General features: G+C 67.3%; 18 protein-coding genes. 9 read left to right on the top strand and 9 right to left on the bottom strand.

Going from position 1 to position 17,467, the window contains the following annotated elements:
- Nucleotides 1-5: 5 nt before the first annotated feature.
- The 5 genes from WS57_RS37330 (at nucleotide 6) to WS57_RS37320 (ending at nucleotide 5,207) form a co-directional block, all read left to right on the top strand.
- Entirely contained in the window at nucleotides 6-1,481 is a 1,476-nt protein-coding gene (locus WS57_RS37330; RefSeq protein ID WP_155774353.1) for a hypothetical protein, read from the top strand.
- Nucleotides 1,481-3,052: a hypothetical protein gene (locus WS57_RS28100; protein WP_155774352.1), complete on the top strand. Its 1,572-nt coding sequence runs from the start codon at nucleotides 1,481-1,483 to the stop codon at nucleotides 3,050-3,052. Before WS57_RS37330 ends, WS57_RS28100 begins: the two co-directional genes overlap by 1 nt.
- Nucleotides 3,049-4,392 (top strand): hypothetical protein, encoded by a 1,344-nt coding sequence (locus tag WS57_RS28095; RefSeq protein ID WP_069245137.1) that lies wholly within the window; start codon nucleotides 3,049-3,051, stop codon nucleotides 4,390-4,392. The genes WS57_RS28100 and WS57_RS28095 overlap by 4 nt, the downstream gene beginning before the upstream one ends.
- Before the next feature lie 126 nt (nucleotides 4,393-4,518).
- On the top strand, nucleotides 4,519-4,677 hold the full coding sequence (locus tag WS57_RS37325) for a hypothetical protein (protein ID WP_155774351.1): 159 nt from the start codon (nucleotides 4,519-4,521) through the stop codon (nucleotides 4,675-4,677).
- An 8-nt stretch (nucleotides 4,678-4,685) separates the two neighbouring features.
- Nucleotides 4,686-5,207 carry a hypothetical protein gene (locus WS57_RS37320; protein WP_155774350.1) on the top strand — a complete coding sequence of 174 codons (522 nt, stop codon included), beginning with the start codon at nucleotides 4,686-4,688 and terminating at the stop codon, nucleotides 5,205-5,207.
- Here the strand turns inward: WS57_RS37320 and WS57_RS36320 are convergent.
- The 7 genes from WS57_RS36320 to WS57_RS28065 form a co-directional block, all read right to left on the bottom strand.
- Entirely contained in the window at nucleotides 5,143-5,955 is an 813-nt protein-coding gene (locus tag WS57_RS36320) for a hypothetical protein (RefSeq protein ID WP_081337701.1), read from the bottom strand. The two genes, WS57_RS37320 and WS57_RS36320, sit on opposite strands and share 65 nt — an antisense overlap.
- Complete coding sequence (locus tag WS57_RS37315) at nucleotides 5,955-6,245, bottom strand: hypothetical protein (protein ID WP_155774349.1); 291 nt, start codon at nucleotides 6,243-6,245, stop codon at nucleotides 5,955-5,957. Before WS57_RS37315 ends, WS57_RS36320 begins: the two co-directional genes overlap by 1 nt.
- Nucleotides 6,246-6,684: 439 nt before the next feature.
- Entirely contained in the window at nucleotides 6,685-6,921 is a 237-nt protein-coding gene (locus WS57_RS28085) for a hypothetical protein (protein ID WP_009689837.1), read from the bottom strand.
- 105 nt (nucleotides 6,922-7,026) lie between these two features.
- Nucleotides 7,027-8,136, bottom strand: a complete 1,110-nt coding sequence (locus tag WS57_RS28080; protein ID WP_059512779.1) for a class II histone deacetylase — start codon at nucleotides 8,134-8,136, stop codon at nucleotides 7,027-7,029.
- Nucleotides 8,137-8,152: 16 nt separating this feature from the next.
- Nucleotides 8,153-9,361 (bottom strand): MFS transporter, encoded by a 1,209-nt coding sequence (locus WS57_RS28075; protein WP_059512777.1) that lies wholly within the window; start codon nucleotides 9,359-9,361, stop codon nucleotides 8,153-8,155.
- A gap of 22 nt (nucleotides 9,362-9,383) precedes the next feature.
- Nucleotides 9,384-10,427, bottom strand: coding sequence for a porin (locus WS57_RS28070; protein WP_059512775.1), 1,044 nt, complete (start codon nucleotides 10,425-10,427; stop codon nucleotides 9,384-9,386).
- Nucleotides 10,424-10,609 carry a hypothetical protein gene (locus tag WS57_RS28065; RefSeq protein ID WP_009690775.1) on the bottom strand — a complete coding sequence of 62 codons (186 nt, stop codon included), beginning with the start codon at nucleotides 10,607-10,609 and terminating at the stop codon, nucleotides 10,424-10,426. Before WS57_RS28065 ends, WS57_RS28070 begins: the two co-directional genes overlap by 4 nt.
- A gap of 121 nt (nucleotides 10,610-10,730) precedes the next feature.
- On the opposite strand from WS57_RS28065, the gene WS57_RS28060 reads away from it, so the two are divergent.
- Nucleotides 10,731-11,876, top strand: coding sequence for a helix-turn-helix transcriptional regulator (locus tag WS57_RS28060; RefSeq protein WP_040127584.1), 1,146 nt, complete (start codon nucleotides 10,731-10,733; stop codon nucleotides 11,874-11,876).
- A 102-nt stretch (nucleotides 11,877-11,978) separates the two neighbouring features.
- Nucleotides 11,979-12,977, top strand: coding sequence for a 2-dehydropantoate 2-reductase (locus WS57_RS28055; RefSeq protein WP_059601992.1), 999 nt, complete (start codon nucleotides 11,979-11,981; stop codon nucleotides 12,975-12,977).
- A 231-nt stretch (nucleotides 12,978-13,208) separates the two neighbouring features.
- Here the strand turns inward: WS57_RS28055 and WS57_RS28050 are convergent, their stop codons facing one another.
- Both WS57_RS28050 and WS57_RS28045 read right to left on the bottom strand, forming a co-directional pair.
- Nucleotides 13,209-13,658, bottom strand: coding sequence for a MarR family winged helix-turn-helix transcriptional regulator (locus WS57_RS28050; RefSeq protein WP_009687486.1), 450 nt, complete (start codon nucleotides 13,656-13,658; stop codon nucleotides 13,209-13,211).
- Between the two features lie 62 nt (nucleotides 13,659-13,720).
- Nucleotides 13,721-14,866 (bottom strand): glycerate kinase, encoded by a 1,146-nt coding sequence (locus tag WS57_RS28045; RefSeq protein ID WP_059481156.1) that lies wholly within the window; start codon nucleotides 14,864-14,866, stop codon nucleotides 13,721-13,723.
- 420 nt (nucleotides 14,867-15,286) lie between these two features.
- Here WS57_RS28045 and tig point away from each other — a divergent pair, with 420 nt between their 5' ends.
- Nucleotides 15,287-16,633 (top strand): trigger factor, encoded by a 1,347-nt coding sequence (gene tig / locus WS57_RS28040; RefSeq protein ID WP_009695113.1) that lies wholly within the window; start codon nucleotides 15,287-15,289, stop codon nucleotides 16,631-16,633.
- A gap of 139 nt (nucleotides 16,634-16,772) precedes the next feature.
- A complete protein-coding gene (gene clpP / locus WS57_RS28035) occupies nucleotides 16,773-17,426 on the top strand; it encodes an ATP-dependent Clp endopeptidase proteolytic subunit ClpP (RefSeq protein ID WP_006408392.1) in 654 nt (217 codons plus the stop codon).
- The last annotated feature ends 41 nt before the right edge of the window (nucleotides 17,427-17,467 follow it).

Below are 17,467 nucleotides of genomic sequence, written 5' to 3'. Positions count from 1 at the left end.
GAGACATGGCAGGGCTTGCGGGGCTCCCTTACTTCCTCCAGTATCAGCAGGCTGCTGAGCAGCAGGCCGCTCAACGCCAGTTGCGTATGCTGCAGCTCGCACAGTTTCAGGCGGAGCAGCAGGACCGCCAGCGGAAGCAGGCCGCGCTCGAAGCCGCCGGCAATGCGCTTCCTTCGCTGCTCACGCAACAGGGGCAGCCTGCGCAGATGCCGCCCCCGCCGCAGGCCCCGAACCCCGGACAGCCTTCCGTTCCTGCGCAACCATCGGCCGCTGCTGGCGTGCCGCTTCCTTCAGGCCCGATCCCCGGACAAGTGAATCGACCGCCGATCCCTCCCGGGGGCGTGCGCGGGGCGATGCCGCAACCCGGTGTCGCGCCGTTCCGCCCGCTGCCGAGCGCGGGCTCGCCGGCTCAGTCCACCCCGCCGCAAATTCCTGCGCCGCCGTCGAATGCCCCCGGTCCGACGCAGCAAGCGCCTGGGCCGCTCTCGCTCGAGAGCGCGGTCAAGGTATTGAAGGATCAGGGGCTATCGGGGGCTGACTTGATGGCTGGCCTCCAGCAGCTGACCCCGATCCTCGACTCGCAGGCGAAACAGCAGGCCGCGCAGATCCAGCAACAGTTCACACGTGAACTGCAGATCGCGCAGCTGCAGGAGCGTTACGACGCGCTGCGTCAGCGCGCCCAGGACAATGCGCTGAACCGCGCAGACCGCGAGCAGGCTCACGCCGATTCGATGATGATTCGCCAGGAAATGCTCGCGATGCACCGCGAGTCGCTGAACGCGCGCATGCAGGGCGACCCCAATTCGGCGCTGGGGCCGGACGATCTGAAATTCATGGCAGACCAGTATCTGGCGGGCGACCGCACGGTGCTGCAAAACCTCGGCCGCGGCGCGCAGGGTTCGAAGAACCTGGTCGCGCTGCGCAATGCCGTCCGGAAGGAAGCTCAGGCGCGCGGCATGTCCGGTGCCGATGTCGCGGCATCGGTCGCCGAGTTCGAGGGGGTGAAGTCCGGCGAGCGCGCGCTGGGTACTCGCACGGCGCAGGCCGGCATGGCGGTCAACGAGGCTGACCAGTTCGCCGACATTGCGTCGGACGCATCGCGTGCCGTACCGCGCACGCAGTTTGTGCCGGCCAACCGCGCATTGCAGGCCTATGAGACGAACACCGGCGACCCGAAGATAGTCGCGTTCGGCGCCGCGACGAACTCGCTGATCAACGCCTATGCGCGCGCGGTATCGCCGAGCGGCACGCCGACGGTCAGCGACAAGGAACACGCGCGCGAGATGCTGAACACCGCGCAGACGCCCGAGCAGTATCAGTCGGTGATTTCGATGATGAAGCGCGAGATGGCGGCAGCGCAGAAGTCGCCGGGGCAGGTCCGGAGTGAATTCCGCGAAGCAGTGACGCGCGGCAAGCCGATGGCGAATCCGCCACCCCCGTCTGGTGGTCTGCCGGCCGGCTGGTCGGTGCAGGAGCACTGATGCCCACGTTCACTTTCACCTCCCCGGACGGAAAGACCTATGACGTGCAGGGCCCTGACGGCGCTACGAAAGAGCAGGCGTTTGCAATTCTCCAACAGCGACTTGGCTCAGCTGGAGGCGCTGCATCGGCGTCGTCGCGCGGCACTGTTCCGCCTCTTGAACGTCTTCCGGGCGATACAGGCGCGCCGCCCATGACATCGAAGCACGCCGACGGCATTGCCGATCGGCTGCTCGGTCTCGGCGAGGCGGGTCTGTCGGCCGCTACCGGCGCGATCGCGGCTCCCGTGGGCGCGGCGTACGGCATCGGCAAGACGCTGACTGGCGGCAAATTCGGCACGCAACAGGGCATCCAGGAGGGCGAGAAGGCTGGCGCCGAGCTGGCGAACAAGCTGACATACCAGCCGCGCACGCAGACCGGCAGGGACGTGCTCGAGAGCCTCGGCAATTCGGGGCTCTCGCATGCGCTGCAGGGCATGCCGATCGAGTCGCCCATGATCGCACGCATTCCGGAGGCACCGACCGCCGCACGGGGCATGGGCGAAGGCGCGACCGGGGCGGCGCGCGCGGGTGCGAATGCAGTGGGCCGCGGTGCCCGGTCGGCTGCGCGGGGTGCCGTGCAAGGGTTGCCGGACATCGATCCTCAAACGATGCAGCTGGCGCGACAGGCCCATACCTTGGGTTTTCGTCTTCGTCCGGATCAGGTCTATGGGAACCGATACTTGCGCTATGCGGGAGAAATGGCCCAGGACAACCCGTTCATCGCGAGCAACCGAGACTTCAACCAGGACATGTTCAATCACCAGCTCGTCTACCTGCTGGGGGGCGAGGGAAACCGGCTTACGCGGCAGGTGTTCAACCGCGCGATGACGCGGGCCGGGGAAACGATCGGGGAGATTGCCGGCAGCCACGACGTGCCGTTCAACGAGGACCTGGTGAATCGCCTGGCCGGGCATGTTGCCGAGGCGCAGCGCTACGAGACGGGCGACGTGGAGCGCGTGGTCCGCGGCTACGTCGACGAGATCACCGACCGTTCGCAGGGTGGCGTACTGCCCGGCGAAGCGTTCCGCCGGATCAACACCCGGCTGAACACACAGATCCGCAACACACAGAACGGTGATTTGCGCAACGCGCTGTCCGGCCTGCAGGACGACCTGCAGGAATCGTTTGTCGGCCAGCTCAGCCCGGAAGATCTGGACCGCTACAACACGGCACGCCGCCAGTATGCGGTCGGTAAGACACTCGAGCCGCTCGTCGCGAAGTCGCCGACCGGCCGCATTCCCCCGGCGGCGTTGCTGGGCGCGGTGACGCGGAATCAGGCCGGTCGGTCGGCGATGGCGCGCGGCGCTGCCGGAGATCTCGGCACATTGGCCGACATCGGGCAGCGCTTCCTGAAAGAGCAGCCTTCCAGCGGGACGGCCGAGCGCACGCTCATGCAGAACCTGCTCACACATCCGGTCGGGACGATGGCGGCCGGCGGGACCGCATTGCTTACTGCCCCCGCAGCTGCAGCGTACAACCGTTTCGGTCCGGAAGTGACCGACCTGCTCATCCAACGCCCCCCGAGACCATGAGAATTCTCGCGATCGACGTCGGTTCGAACTGCCTCGACTGGCTGATGCGTTGCCAGGAGTGGGGGCATCAGGTCCTCTGGTACGACAAGCCGCGCCCGGACGGCACCGACCGCCACGCGGGCGAAGGCATCGTGCCGAAGATCCGCGACTACGACGAGCTGCGCCGCAAGTGGCTCGGCTGGGCCGACCTGATCTATACGCCCGACAACGTCAGCTATCTCGAGATGCTCGAGCCGTACCGCCGGATCGGCTACCCGATCTACGGCTGCAACCTGGCGGCGGTCGAGTGGGAACTCGACCGCGAGGCGGGGCAGAAGGTCATGGAGGAGTGCGGGATGCGCATCATCCCGGGCAAGACGTTCCACGACTACGAGGCCGCGATCGCCTACGTGAAGAAGGAGGGCAAGGCATTCGTGTCGAAGCCGTCCGGCGACGGCGAGCGCGCGATGTCCTACGTGGCCGACAGCGCCGCGGACATGGTCTACATGCTCGGTCGCTGGAACAAGATCGACAAGTACCGGTCGGCGGCGCGCAAAGACGGCTTCATCCTGCAGGAGAAGATCAGCGGGATCGAGATGGCCGTGGGCGGCTTCTTCGGTCCGGACGGGTGGTCGCGCGGCTGGGTCGAGAACTGGGAAAACAAGAAGCTGATGAACGGCGACCTCGGCGTGAACACCGGCGAGATGGGCACCACGGTGCGCGTCGTCCGGCAGTCGAAACTGGCCGACGAGGTGCTCAAGCCGGCCACTGAGCACCTGAAGCGGATCGGGTATGTCGGCTACGTCGACGTGAACTGCATGATCCCGACCGACGGGAAAGGCCCATATCCGCTCGAGTGGACGATGCGCGACGGCTGGCCGATCCGCCACAACCTGACCGCGCTGATCGAGGGCGACCCGGCGCAGTGGATGGCCGACAAGATCCAGGGCCGCGACACGCTGAAGATCCGCATGGACGAGGTATGCGTCTCGGTGCTGATGGCGCTGCCCGACTTCCCGTATTCGAAGATCACGAACAAGGAGCTGTGCGGGATCCCGATCTACGGCGCCGAGGACACGGAGCGCCTGCATTTCTCCGAGGTGATGATGGGCGTCGCGCCGCGCGAGGTGAACGGCAAGGTGGTTGACCTGCCGGGCCCGGTGACGGCCGGCGACTATGTGCTGATTGCGACGGGCACCGGTGAGACGATTACCGGCGCGCGGCGGTCGGCCTACAGCGCGATCAAGAAGGTGAAGATCCCGAACAGCCCGTTCTACCGAACCGACATCGGCGTCGGCCGGCTGAAAAAGCAACTTCCCGAACTGCAGGCCATGGGTTACGCGAAAGGGTTGGGGTACTGACATGATGAAAGACCGTTCCCGCGGGCTATGGGCGCTTACCAGAAAGAGACCGAGCATAGACTGTGGTGCGTGCGGTCGGCCTCTGTATGCGTGCTCATGTGATTTCGGTGTTATCAGGAGGACGTCATGCCGATGAAGTCGAAAGCGCAGAATCGCGCGATGCACGCCGCGGCCGAGGGCCGGTCGAAGATCGGTATCCCGAAGAAGGTCGGGAAGGAATTCGCCGAGGCGCAGCACGGCAAGTCGGTCAAGGGCTTGCCGGAACGGAAGCGGAGCAAGAAGTGAGGCGATCCATGCGCGCCGGCCTGATTTCTGAGGATTCGATTAGGACCGCATTGACGGAAGCCAAGGGGGACATCTTCTTGGCATCGTCGACACTCGACTGTACAGCTCACGAACTGGACGGTTATATCCGCGCATCTGCCGGACTTCAAGGATTCGCCGCAGCGATCGAGAAGGTCAAGGTCGATCCCGCTTATTCCCGGATGAGCAGCGAGCAGTTCGAGGCTCGTATCGCTGATCTCACGCGCGCGTACAAGGTGGTGGGCCTCGAGGAACTTCACGGTTTGGCGACGATGGACCACAAAGACAGTGCTGCCATGGCGAAGGTGAAGCTGCAGGCCGCCATTGCGCTGAGGGGCGGGGAGCAGCGCGCAGTGGGAGACCGAGAAATCGACCTGGCGTTGTCAGAGCTCAACCAGCTCTATCACCAGAACGCTCCACGGATCAAAGAGATCCGCCAGACCGTGGTCAAGCTTGAAGATGGTCGGGAAGCGACTCAACGAGTGATCGAACTTCGGCCAGATCGGCAATAGCGATTTTGCGCTTGCGGTCGAGCAGGTCCCAATCTGGCTCCTCGCTTCGGTAGACTTGCCACTTGGTCAGTGAGATGTGTCCGAGGCGAGCCATCTCCTTGACGGCGGCCTTGTGACCTTCCTCTCGGACAGCCTTCTTCAACTCTGTGCGGCCGCATCCGATCCAGTCCCATGCGGGCGATAAGCCGGGTGCGTCGGGTGGCAGCCGTGGACGCATTTCCCATTCCTCGGCGGGCGTGAAGCTCTTGCGCATGTAGGTAACACGCTGACGCGGGATGCCAGTCTTGACCTCCAACTGCTCATCGGTCATCCGCTGCCCTCGGCATGCGCTCCAAATCGCGCGCAGGTCTTCGACGCTCGGTGTGCGGAGGTCGATGCATTCGTCATGGACCCGCCAAGTGTGCGGGACCGGGATCACGGTGTACTCGGACGTATGCGCGTAAGAGCGGGTCAGCCTGCCCATAGTCATTGGGCATTCTACGAACACGAGCACGTCCGCCGGTCCGGCACGATCCGAATAAGTGTAGCGATCTAGCAACACACCGCCGTTGTCTCGCCACCTCGCCAACTGCCCGTCGCTCGCGCGATCCCACCACGCCCAGACGTAGACCGGAAGATCGGCGATCGACGCGCTTTTGAAGAACACCGGCTTGATCGTTGTGTAGCCGCGATTCACGAGTACGTGAGTAAAGTCGGCAAACGCTTTACGGATTGAACCCGCGACATCTGACGTCGAGTAGAGTTTCATCATCCGCGGCCATGGCCCATGCCACCAGAAGCGGCGCCCCGTCCGTTCCCTGCCGGGCCACGGCCACCGACATTGCCGGTGCTGCCGCCGTTGCCGCCGATGGCCTGATGGTCCTGGGTATTCCAGATGCCGCCGACACCGATTGCCGACGGTTGCGTAACGCTCGTGCAGGACACAAGCGGGAGGGCAATGATGGCGGCGATGGTTGCCATTTTTGTTGCGCGATACATACACTTCTCCTTGAGCGGTTGGGAATCGAATCGCTGCACGAAACGCAGCAACTTGCTCAAGGGGCATATGTGGGGGCATCCGCAGAAGACGAACTCACGGAATGTCAATGCCATAAAGGCACAGCGCCGTTAATGTGGTTCCGGCCTCAGCACCAGAAGTCGCACGTGCCTTGGCCAGGGACCGTGCATGAAAAAGCGCTGCCGGTCGATCGACCGCAGCGCTTTTTTCGTTGGTGACGGTTCTTTCCGGCCAGCGGGCCTGTACGGGCCGGCGAGGGCACGGCGCTGAAGGCAATCGGCACGTCACTGGCCGGCACCGCGCTGGGCCTCGTCACAGGCGGATATCAGGGCGCAGCACCCAATCCGTATGCGCGTCCCGGCCTGTGAGCGATTCGCAGCGGAAGGGCGGAACTCACCGCCGCCGGCCTGATATCAAGCTCGACAGCGAGCGCCGCGTGTCGCCAGACCGCGGCGCTTTGTCATTGAAGCTGAAGCGCACCTAATCCCAGAAACTCCGGATCGCGACCGCGACGATCACCGGCACCGAGAACACCAGCGGAATCGCGAAATACTGGGCTTCGCGATCGACGATCCAGCTGTGGATCACCCACGCCGCGCCAATCGCAAATGTCACGATGCCGGCCAGCACGGCGACGAGATTCGGGATCAGTGTCGAAGACTGACGGTGCGCTTTGTCGGCATCGGCATTGTTGTTATCGCGCGGGGACGATTTCATCGGAAGAGTGCGGCCTCGGGTCCGGTCGGGGTCAAAGACACAGGAAACCGCATCTGCGCGGATCGCGCAAGGGCCGGCGCTGGCCGGCCCCGCATCGTCGATGCGCTACAACCCGAACGACTCCGCCAGTTCGTCGAGCAGTGCGCGCTGGAACGCGACGAACCGTTCGCCCGGCTGCTGCGCGATCGCGAGATCGAGCATCGGATCGGTCACGCCGGTGCGCACGCCGGCCAGTTCCTCGACGATCGCCAGCCCGCAGAACGGCACGTAGGCCTCCGAATAGCCGCCTTCGTGCACGATCACCAGCCGCCCGCCGCAGTGACGCTGCGCGGCCTCCTTCAGCGCGCGCGTCATGAAGCGGTAGCTGTCGGTGTACAGCTGCATCCGCGCAAGCGGATCGACGGCGCTCGCATCGAGCCCGCTCGCCACCACGATCAGCTCGGGACGGAAGCGATCGAGCGCCGGCAGCACGATCCGCTCGAACGCATGCCGATACGCATCGTCGCCGCTGCCGGCCAGCAGCGGCACGTTCAGGTTCGCGCCGACGCCCGCGCCTTCGCCGCGATCGTCCGCGCCGCTGTAGCCGGGTGGGAAGCAGCGATCCTGGTGCAGCGAGATCGTCAGCGTGTCCGGATCGTCGTAGTAGATCGACTGCGTGCCGTTGCCGTGATGCACGTCCCAGTCGATCACGGCGACGCGTTCGATGCCGTGCTTCGCGCGCGCGGCTTCGATCGCGATCGGGATGTTGGCGAGCAGGCAGAAGCCCATCGGGCGGTCGCGCAGGCAGTGATGGCCGGGCGGGCGCGACAGCGAGAACGCATTGGCCGCGCGCTCGCCGACGACCGCGTCGACCGCCGCGATCGCGAGGCCGGCCGACAGGGCGGCGATTTCGTAGCTGCCCTTGCCGAACGGCGCGAGATCGCCGAGGTCGCCGCCGTTCGCGTCGCTGAGGGCGCGGAACGCATCGAGATAATGGGCCGGGTGAATGCGCAGCAGGTCGACGGCGGTCGCGGGTTCCGCGCCGCGCATGTCGAGCTGCGCGGCGAGTCCCGACGCCTGCACGAGCGACAGGAAGCGGCGTTTCGAATCGGGCGATTCCGCGTAGCCCGCGCTCGACGGCGGCTGGACCCAGCCGCCGACCGGGAAGAACAGCGCGTGCGTGCCGCCGGTATGCCAGAAGGTACGTTCATCGGTGAAGAATGCGGTGCGATTCATGGATAGGCGAGACCCGTTACGGTTGGGAGGAAACGGACGCGTGCGCGCGCCGGTCGATATGGCGCAGCGCGGCGAACGACACGATCGCGACGGCCGTCGCGGCCGCGAACAGCGCGTGCATCGTGCCGCCCGCGTCGAGCATCAGCCCGGCGAGCAGCGGGCCGGCCGCGAGGCCGGCGCCGATCACGAAATTGAGCGTCGCGACGAGGCGGCCCGACGCGTCGATCTGCGCGACGGTCGCGAGAATGAACGGCAGCACGAAGGTCCACGCGAACTTGAACGCGAAGATCGCCGCGCTGAAGCCGCCCGGATGCGGCAGCGCGGCGAGCGCGACCAGCGACGCGGCGAGCAGCGCGTAGCCGGCGGCCAGCATCGCGCGCCGTGCGAGCCGGCCGCCCGCGCACGATGCGAGCGCCGCGCCGGCGATCCCCATCACGCTCGCGATCGCCAGCACGTTGCCGGTCGACTGCGGATCGAGCCCGGCTTCGGTTGCCGCGCGGCTCGCGAAGGTCCAGACGCTGCCGATCGCGAGATAGAACGTCAGCACCGCGCCGATCGCGAGCGCGACCCATGCGGACGGAGTGTGCGTCGCGGCGCCGCGTGCGGCCTGCGCGGCTGCCGGTCGCGCGCCGAGCGACGCCGGAAAGCCGCGCGACAGCGGGGCCGCGCCCAGCGCGAGCGCCGCCAGCGCGAAGTAGAGCGCGCGCAATCCGAACGCGGCAAACACGTGCGGCAGCACGAACAGGCCGATCGCGCCGGCGATCAGCTGGCCGACGACCCACAGCCCGTACACGCGGTCGCTGTTCTCGCTGGTCGCCGCGCTCGTCATGCAGAGCACCATCAGCGAGCCGCCGCCGAGCGCGGTCGCCGCGCGTAGCGCGAGCAGCGCGCCGAAGCCCGGCATCCACAGCGCGGTGAGCAGGTTGCCCGCGCCGAACAGCGCGATCGCGCACGCCGCGACGCGGCGCGCGTCGACGCGCCCGAGCCACAGGTACGACGGCACGGTCGCGAGGCTGAACGCGCCGAGTTCGACGAAGAAGTACGTGCCGATCTGCGACGCCGACAAGCCAAGCTGCGTCGCGAGCTGGCCGGCGACCGCCGGCGCGACCAGCAACAGCAGCGGCGTGATGGCTGCGAACACGACGAGTGCGACGAGCGTGCTGCGGGCGAAGGTCGACGCGCGCGCGTCGGGCGGCAGCGCGGCATCCGGGGAAAGGGTCTTCATGATGGCGGGTCTCGCTGAGGGTTCAGAACAGGTGGTACATGCCGACCATCGCGCCGAACTGCGAGGCGCCGGCCAGCGGCGTGGGGTCGTATTCGTAGACGGTCTGCGAGCTTTGGCCGCCGTTGCGCGCGTAGCCGAGGTTCACGTACGCGACGGTGCGTTTCGACAGCGCATAGGTGGTGCTCGCGATGAACAGCGTCGGGTGACCGATCGACGGTGTGCGTGAGTCGGTGTGATAGACGCCCGCGTTCAGGCCGATGCCGTTCGAGGTCAGGTAGCGCGCACCGCCCCAGACGATCGTGCGCGCCGCATCGAGATCGCCGGTCAGGCGCTCGACGCCCGCATAGACGGTGAGCGGCAGCGCGGCGAATGCATAGCGCGCGGCGAGCGTGCCGAGTTCGCGGCGGCGCGCGGACGTGTCGTCGGCCGCCGACACGTCGCCGTGCGACTGGTGCAGCACCGCGCTGACCGACAGACCGTTGCTCGCGTACTGGCCGCCGAGTTCGAGCACGCGGCCGGCGCGCGTGTTGCCGGCGACGCCGGCCGTCGCGGCGAGCGCCTCGACGTCGAAGCCGGCCAGGGTCGGCGACTGATATTTGATCGAGTGATCGATGAAGTTCGCGGACATCGGCACGATCACGCCCTGGCCGCTGTACGACGCGTACCACAGCGGGTCGTAGAACAGCGTCTTGTCGAACAGCACGCTGAACTGGCGGCCGAGCGTGACGGTGCCGACCGGTCCGGCAACGCCGACATACGCGCCGCGGAAGAACGCATAGCCGGGCACGGTCGCGGTGCCGTCGTTGAGGTTGAGGCCCTGTTCGAGCTTGAACAGCGTGCGCCAGCCGCCGCCGAGATCCTCGCTGCCTTTCAGTCCGAGCTGCGACGGCAGGATGCCGTAGTTCTGCAACTGCACGGCCGAATGGCGTCCGTCGGCGTGCGTCAGGTACTGCACGCCGGCATCGAGCGCGCCGTACAGCGTGAGGGTCGACTGCGCGTGCGCGGCGGCCGTGCATGCGGCCAGCGCCGCGGCGGCGGCCGTGCGGGTCAAGCGGGATTTCGTCACGTGGGGTTCTCCATACCGTCCTGCATCGACGTGTCGTTGGTGTTGTCGCGACGCAGTGTCCGCAGCAGGAAAAACCGCGAACAGTCGTCCAGATGAACGCTGCGGAAAACCCGCGGTGCACGGGGCGAGCGCGCCGGCGCGTTGCCGGCAGCCGTGCTGCGCAGCAGCAACGCGTCGCGCACCGTTCAAATGGATGGGGTTGTGGCCGGTTCCGGCGCAGCGGCCCGCCAAAAAAGCCGCTCGCTATAATCGGCCGGTCTGCGTTGCGCGCATCAGCGGCCCGAACGGGCAGGGGAGCGGAAAGTGAGGATCACGACGGATATCGGGCAGGATGTCGATGCGTTGCGCGACGTGCCGGCGGCGATCGTGCTCGACGAATCCGCATGGCCGCCGCTGCCGTCCCGCCGCGCCGACTTCGACGGCGTCGCGCGCGGCGACGCATCGCGGCGCGAACTCGGCCTGATGCTGCTCGATCTGTATGCGGTGGCCGCGCAGTCCGGCATCGGCGAGTTCGAATGCCGCTTCTTTGCGCTGCTGCAGGCCCTGATTCCGTTCGATGCCGCGTGGACCGGCGTCGCGACGCATCTGCCGACCGGCCCCGTGATGCACAACAGCTTCCTGTACCGCCTGCCGCATGCGTTCTTCGGCGACTGGAAGCGCGTGCGCGATTGCGATCCGCTCGCGCATCGCACGCTGCGCGGCGCGCATGGCCGCGCGGTGCGGCTGTCGGTCGTCGAGCCGGGGCTCGATGCGCGGTTTCGCGACTGGTGCGTGAAGTACGGGCTGGCGCAGCTGATGTGCGTGTGCACGCTCGATCGCCGTTTCGGCCTGACGACCTTCATGTCGATCTATCGTCAGGGCCTGAACCGGCCGTTCAGCGACGAGGACGCGCAGCGCTTCGAGGAGGTGATTCCGCACCTGGCCGCCGCGCTGACGATCAACCGCGCGGCGCAGCTCACGCGCGAGCGCGCCGACACGCTGGCGCCCGCGGCGCGTGCGCTGTGCGACAACTTCGGCGTGCTGCATCACGCCGATCACGGCTTCGACGACGTGCTGCGGGCCGAATGGCCGGCGTGGACGGGCCCGCGCGTGCCGGAGCCGCTCGTCGCGCACCTGCGGCGCCAGTGCGCGCAGCCGTTCGTCGGCGACGCGCTGCGGATCCGCTGCGTGCCGGTCGCCGGCCTGTTCCAGCTCGAGGCACGGCCGCGCTCGCTGCTCGACCGGCTGAGCCCGCGTGAGCTGGCGGCGATCCGCTATTACGGCGCGGGACGCTCGCACAAGGAGGTCGCGCAGCAGATGGCGATCTCGCCGACGACCGTGCGTCATTACCTGCGCTGCGCGTATCGCAAGCTCGGCATGCACGACAAGAGCCAGATCGCCGGCGTGCTCGGCGCGACGGCCGACGCGGCCGACGACGAACCGGCCGCGCTCGATCGCGCGCCGGGCTGAGCGGCGCGCACGCGGCAGCGGTGCGGCTCCGCATCGGCTAATAGTTGTATCCGCAACCATTGAGCGTTATGCTCGTCAACTTCCAGGAGACGGAAGGCGATCATGAACGACACGAATTCAGGGTCGGTGCGTGCGGCGGTGGTGGGTGTCGGCGCGATCGGCGGATTGCTTGCGGCTGCGCTGTCGCGCGCCGGCATGAGCGTGAGCGCGTACGCGCGCGGTGCGACGCTCGATGCGCTGAACACGCACGGCGTGCGCGTGATCGACGAGGCGGGCGCCGCGGCGTCGGTCCCGGTGCATGCGAGCGACGACGCGGCCGCGCTCGGCGTGCAGGACTATGTGGTGATCGCGCTGAAGGCGCAGGTGCTCCCCGCGCTGGCCGCGCGCATCGCGCCGCTGGTCGGCCCCGACACGGTGATCGTCGCCGCGATGAACGGCTTGCCGTGGTGGTTTACCCACGGGCTCGCGGGGCCGCTCGCCGGCGTGCCGCTCGAAGCGGTCGATCCGGGCGGCGCGGTGTCGGCCGCGCTGCCGCCCGCGCAGGCGATCGGCTGTGTCGTGCATTTGTCGTCGAGCACCGATGCGCCGGGCATCGTGCGCCGCGGGCGCGGCAACCGGCTGATCGTCGGCGCGCCCGACGCGCGGCTCGATGCGCCCACCGCACGGTTTGCGGCGGCGCTGGCCGCGGGCGGCTTCGACGTCGAGTCGACGCCAGCGATCCGCACCGAGATCTGGGCGAAGCTGTGGGGCAACATGAACATGAATCCGCTGAGCGCGCTGACCGGCTCGACCGCCGAGCAGCTGCTCGACGATCCGTTCACGCAGGACCTCGCGCTGCGGATGATGGAGGAGGCCGCGCAGATCGGCGCGAAGCTCGGGCTGTCGACCGGGATGAGCGGTCCCGAGCGCATCGCGGTGACGCGCAAGCTCGGCGCGTTCAAGACCTCGATGCTGCAGGACTTCGAAGCGGGGCGCCCGCTCGAGATCGGCCCGATCCTCGGCGTGTTTCCGGAGCTGGGCCGCAAGCTCGGCGTGCCGACGCCGTACTGCGACGCGGTGCTGGGGCTACTGCGCCAGCGCGCGGCGAACAGCGGGTTGTAGCGAGAGAGGGAGGCGCGTATCGCGATGCGGCTGGCTCGGCGTGGAGGGATCGACCGCCGGCTCTTGCAAGGCAGGCCACTCGTTTCCTCTCCGATAAATTTCCGTGTGCCTGCCGCGACAGATCCGGCGGCCTGGCGTCATCGGCATGGCCGCGACGCAAACGTTTGAACAACGCGCCGGACCGACCGGCGCTCCGGCGCCGGAGCGAATTGGCGCAACCCGCGCGCCGGTTCAGTCGTCGCGCTCGGTCGCGTGGGCGACGACCTTCTCGAGCAGCCGCTCGAACGTCTGACGTTCGCTGTCGGACAGGCATGCGAGCAGCCCGTCGTTCCACTTGCGCACGATCGGCATGATCTTGCGGTGCAGCGCGCGGCCCTCGGCGGTCAGTGCGATCAGCACGATGCGGCCGTCTTCCTCGCTGGCGCTGCGTTCGAGCAGCCCCTGGCGCAGCAGCGCCTCGGCCGCGCGGCTTGCCTGGCTCTTGTCGAGGTTGGTGTGGCGCGCGAGATCCATGATCGAGAACGGACCGAACGCACCGACGGCGGCGATCACGCGCGCCTCGGGCAGCGAGATGTCGAGCTTGTGCCGGTACACCTCGCCGATCCCGCGGTCGGAGCGCTTCGTGAGCGCATGGAGGCGATAGGTCAGAAACTGATCGAGCCCGGCTTGTCGGCCTTTCATGTCGAATCCTGAAGATAAAGGGCGGGCCCGATTGTTCCTGTATCGCGCGCTCGGGTCAACGGTCAGTGTGCGCCGTATTTCAGGCGCGTCAACTGTTCCGCTTCGTTGGCGAGCAGATTGGCCGCATCGCGGATCGCGACGTCGAGCGTGATCGGCCCGGGCGCCGGCGAGAAGCAGCCGGAGAAATGCTCGGACAGGCGCGGCAGCGCGGCTGGATCGACCGCGCCGGACAGCAGCGACGCGGGCACGCCGGCGGCCTGCGCGTGGCGGCAGGCGATGAACGGCGCCTTGCCGTGCAGCGTCTGCACGTCCGAGCGTCCCTCGCCGGTGATCAGCCAGTCGGCGCCGGCGAGCGCCGCATCGAGCCCGATCTGCCGCGCGACGACTTCCGCGCCGGTCTCGAACTGCGCACCGAGCATGTGCAGCGCGAAGCCGAGGCCGCCCGCGGCGCCGGCGCCCGGCAGGTCGCGCGCGCGGCGGTCGAGCGCGGCCTCGAGGAGGTCGGCGAAGCGGCCGAGCGCGGCATCGAGGGTCGCGACCTGTTCGGGCGTCACGCCCTTTTGCGGACCGAACACGGCGGTCGCGCCATGCGCGCCCGTCAGCGGGTTGTCGACGTCGGACATGCCGACGAATTCCGTCTCGGCGAGCCGCGGGTCGAGTGCCGACGCGTCGACCCGCGCGATGTCGGCGAGCCGTGCCGGCACCGGCTCGACCGGCTGGCCGGCCGCGTCGAAGCATTGCAGGCCGAGGCCCGCGAGCAACCCGGCGCCGGCATCGTTGGTGCTGCTGCCGCCGAGCGCGACGAAGAAGCGTCGCACGCCTTCGTCGAGCAGCGCGCGGATCGCCTCGCCCATTCCGCGCGTGCTGCGCGCGTCGACGGGCACGCTCATCCCGACCGGGTCGGTGATGCCGACGACCTCGGCCGTCTCGACGATCGCGGTGCGCGCGTCGATCACGCCGACTGCCGCGTCGCGCGGCGCGAGCGACGCGCCGGCCACCCGCAGCGCGCGCCGCGTGCCGCCGCCGGCGAGCATCGCGTCGAGCGTGCCTTCGCCGCCGTCGGCCATCGGGCAGCAGCGCACGACGGCATCGGGCCGCGCGCGGCGAATGCCGGCGGCGATCGCGTCCGCGACCTGCTCGGCGGAAAGCGAGCCTTTGAACGAATCGGGCGCGATGACGACGACAGGCGCGGACGGGTGTTGCGGCATGGTGTCTCCGGAATGCGTGATTGGTGTGAAGAATGGGCGCCGCAGCGGCGGCGCACCTTGTCATTTGGAGCTTACAGGATGGCGCGCGCAGGTGGATATGGCGCGCGGCATAACGGCCATCCATGCGCGGCGCCGGATGCGCGTGGCGCAGAAGCGGGGCGCACGCGGGGGCGAAAAGCGGGCGGCACGGCAATCCGCACGCCCGTCGCGCCGATCTGGCGGTGCGATGAAAATTGTTTGCTAGAATAGTCGATTCTTCCGGCCAAAGCCGTGCTCCGAGCCGCTTGCGCTAGCCATCCGGCGCGTGCAGGGATGGCGTGGCGCTCCGGCGCGGCGCGTGTGTATGACACACGGGGCGCCGCAGGCAGGCACGGCAAGGAAAACCCGATTCGCTCGAATAATTTTAGGACGATTGAAGCCATGGCTAACGTTGTTGAGAACCTCGGCAAGCTTGAACGCCGCGTGACGATTTCTCTGCCGAAAGAGACGGTGCAGAAGGAAATCGACGCCCGTATCCAGAAACTCGCGAAGAACGTGCGCATGCCGGGTTTCCGCCCGGGCAAGGTGCCGCTGAAGATGGTCGCGCAGCAATACGCGGGTCAGGTCGAGGCGGAAGTGCTGAGCGACAAGATCGGCCAGGAATTCTTCACGATCAGCCGCGCGGAAAACCTGCGCGTCGCCGGCCAGCCGAGCTTCGCGCCGAAGCAGGAGCAGGCTGAGGACGCATACGCGTTCGACGCGACCTTCGAGGTCTACCCGGAAGTGAAGATCGGCGACCTGGCGACGGCTGAAGTCGAGCGCTCGACGACGACGATCGGCGACGCCGAAATCGACCGCACGCTCGACATCCTGCGCAAGCAGCGCGTGCACTACCACGCACGCGGCGAAGGCGGCGAGCACGGCGACGGCGGCGCGGACACCTCGGCGCAGAACGGCGACCGCGTGACGGTCGACTTCGTCGGCAAGATTGACGACGTCGCGTTCCAGGGCGGCACGGCCGAAGACTTCCCGTTCGTGCTCGGCGAAGGCCGCATGCTGCCGGAATTCGAAAAGGCGGCGCTGGGCCTGAAGGCCGGCGAATCGCGCACGTTCGACCTGGCGTTCCCGGAGGACTACCACGGCAAGGACGTCGCGGGCAAGACGGCACAGTTCACGGTCACGATGAAGAAGGTCGAGTGGCCGCACCTGCCGGAAATCGACGCCGAATTCGCGAAGTCGCTCGGCATCGAAGACGGCGATCTCGCGAAGATGCGCAGCGAGATCAAGGAAAACCTCGAGCGCGAAGCGAAGCGTCGTACGCAGTCGATCGTCAAGAACCAGGTGATGGACGCACTGCTGAAGATCTCCGAACTCGACGTGCCGAAGGCGCTGATCGAGCAGGACCAGCAGCGCCTCGTCGAAATGGCGCGTCAGGACCTCGCGCAGCGCGGCGTGCCGAACGCGAAGGACGCACCGATCCCGGCCGAAATGTTCACCGAGCAGGCCGAGCGCCGCGTGAAGCTGGGCCTCGTGCTGGCCGAACTGGTCAAGGCGAACAACCTCGAAGCGAAGCCGGAACAGATCCGCGCGGAAGTCGACGAGTTCGCGAAGAGCTACGAAGACCCGAAGGAAGTGGTCCGCTGGTATTATTCGAACCAGCAGCGCCTCGCCGAGATGGAAGCGTTCGTCGTTGAAAGCAACGTCGTCGATTTCGTGCTGGGCAAGGCGAAGGTGACGGACAAGGAAGTGAGCTTCGAGGCACTCGCCAGCGCATCGGCGCAAGCGTAACTGTCGCTCTTGCGGCGTGCCGGCTGTCGGAGCGACGGCCCGCACGCCGTTTTTACGTCAAGCGCACGGTTGCCATTAATATGGCGATTGAGCGGGCGGCTTCCTCCGTTCAATTTTCCATTCGAACAAGGTTCATTGAATGATCACTCGCGCTGAATTGCTGGACATGCTTGCTTCGAACGCGCCGCAGGGTTTCGAGGCGCAAGCGCTGGGGCTCGTGCCGATCGTCGTCGAAACGAGCGGCCGCGGCGAGCGTTCGTACGACATCTACTCGCGTCTCCTGAAGGAGCGCCTGGTGTTCATGGTCGGCGAAGTCAACGACCAGACGGCCAACCTCGTGGTCGCGCAACTGCTGTTCCTGGAGAGCGAGAATCCCGACAAGGACATCAGTCTCTACATCAACAGCCCGGGCGGGTCGGTGTCGGCCGGCATGGCGATCTACGACACGATGCAGTTCATCAAGCCGGACGTGTCGACGCTCTGCATGGGCCTCGCGGCCAGCATGGGCGCGTTCCTGCTCGCGTCGGGCGCGAAGGGCAAGCGCTTCGCGCTGCCGAACTCGCGCGTGATGATTCACCAGCCGCTGGGCGGCGCACGCGGCCAGGCATCCGACATCGAGATCCAGGCGCGCGAAATCCTCTACCTGAAGGAGCGGCTCAACCATCTGCTCGCGCAACATACGGGGCAGGACGTCGAGCGCATCGCGCGCGACACCGACCGTGATAACTTCATGTCGAGCGAAGACGCGAAGGCGTACGGGCTGATCGACCAGGTGTTGCTGAAGCGTCCGTGAACTTAAGTGGGGTGCCGCCCCGATTTGGGCGGCGCCTCGCG

It is taken from the genome of Burkholderia pseudomultivorans, assembly GCF_001718415.1.
In the GTDB taxonomy this organism is placed as follows: Bacteria; Pseudomonadota; Gammaproteobacteria; order Burkholderiales; family Burkholderiaceae; genus Burkholderia; species Burkholderia pseudomultivorans_A.
The sequence above is the reverse complement of the archived record's forward strand: the minus strand, read 5'-3'. Positions and strand labels throughout refer to the sequence as shown.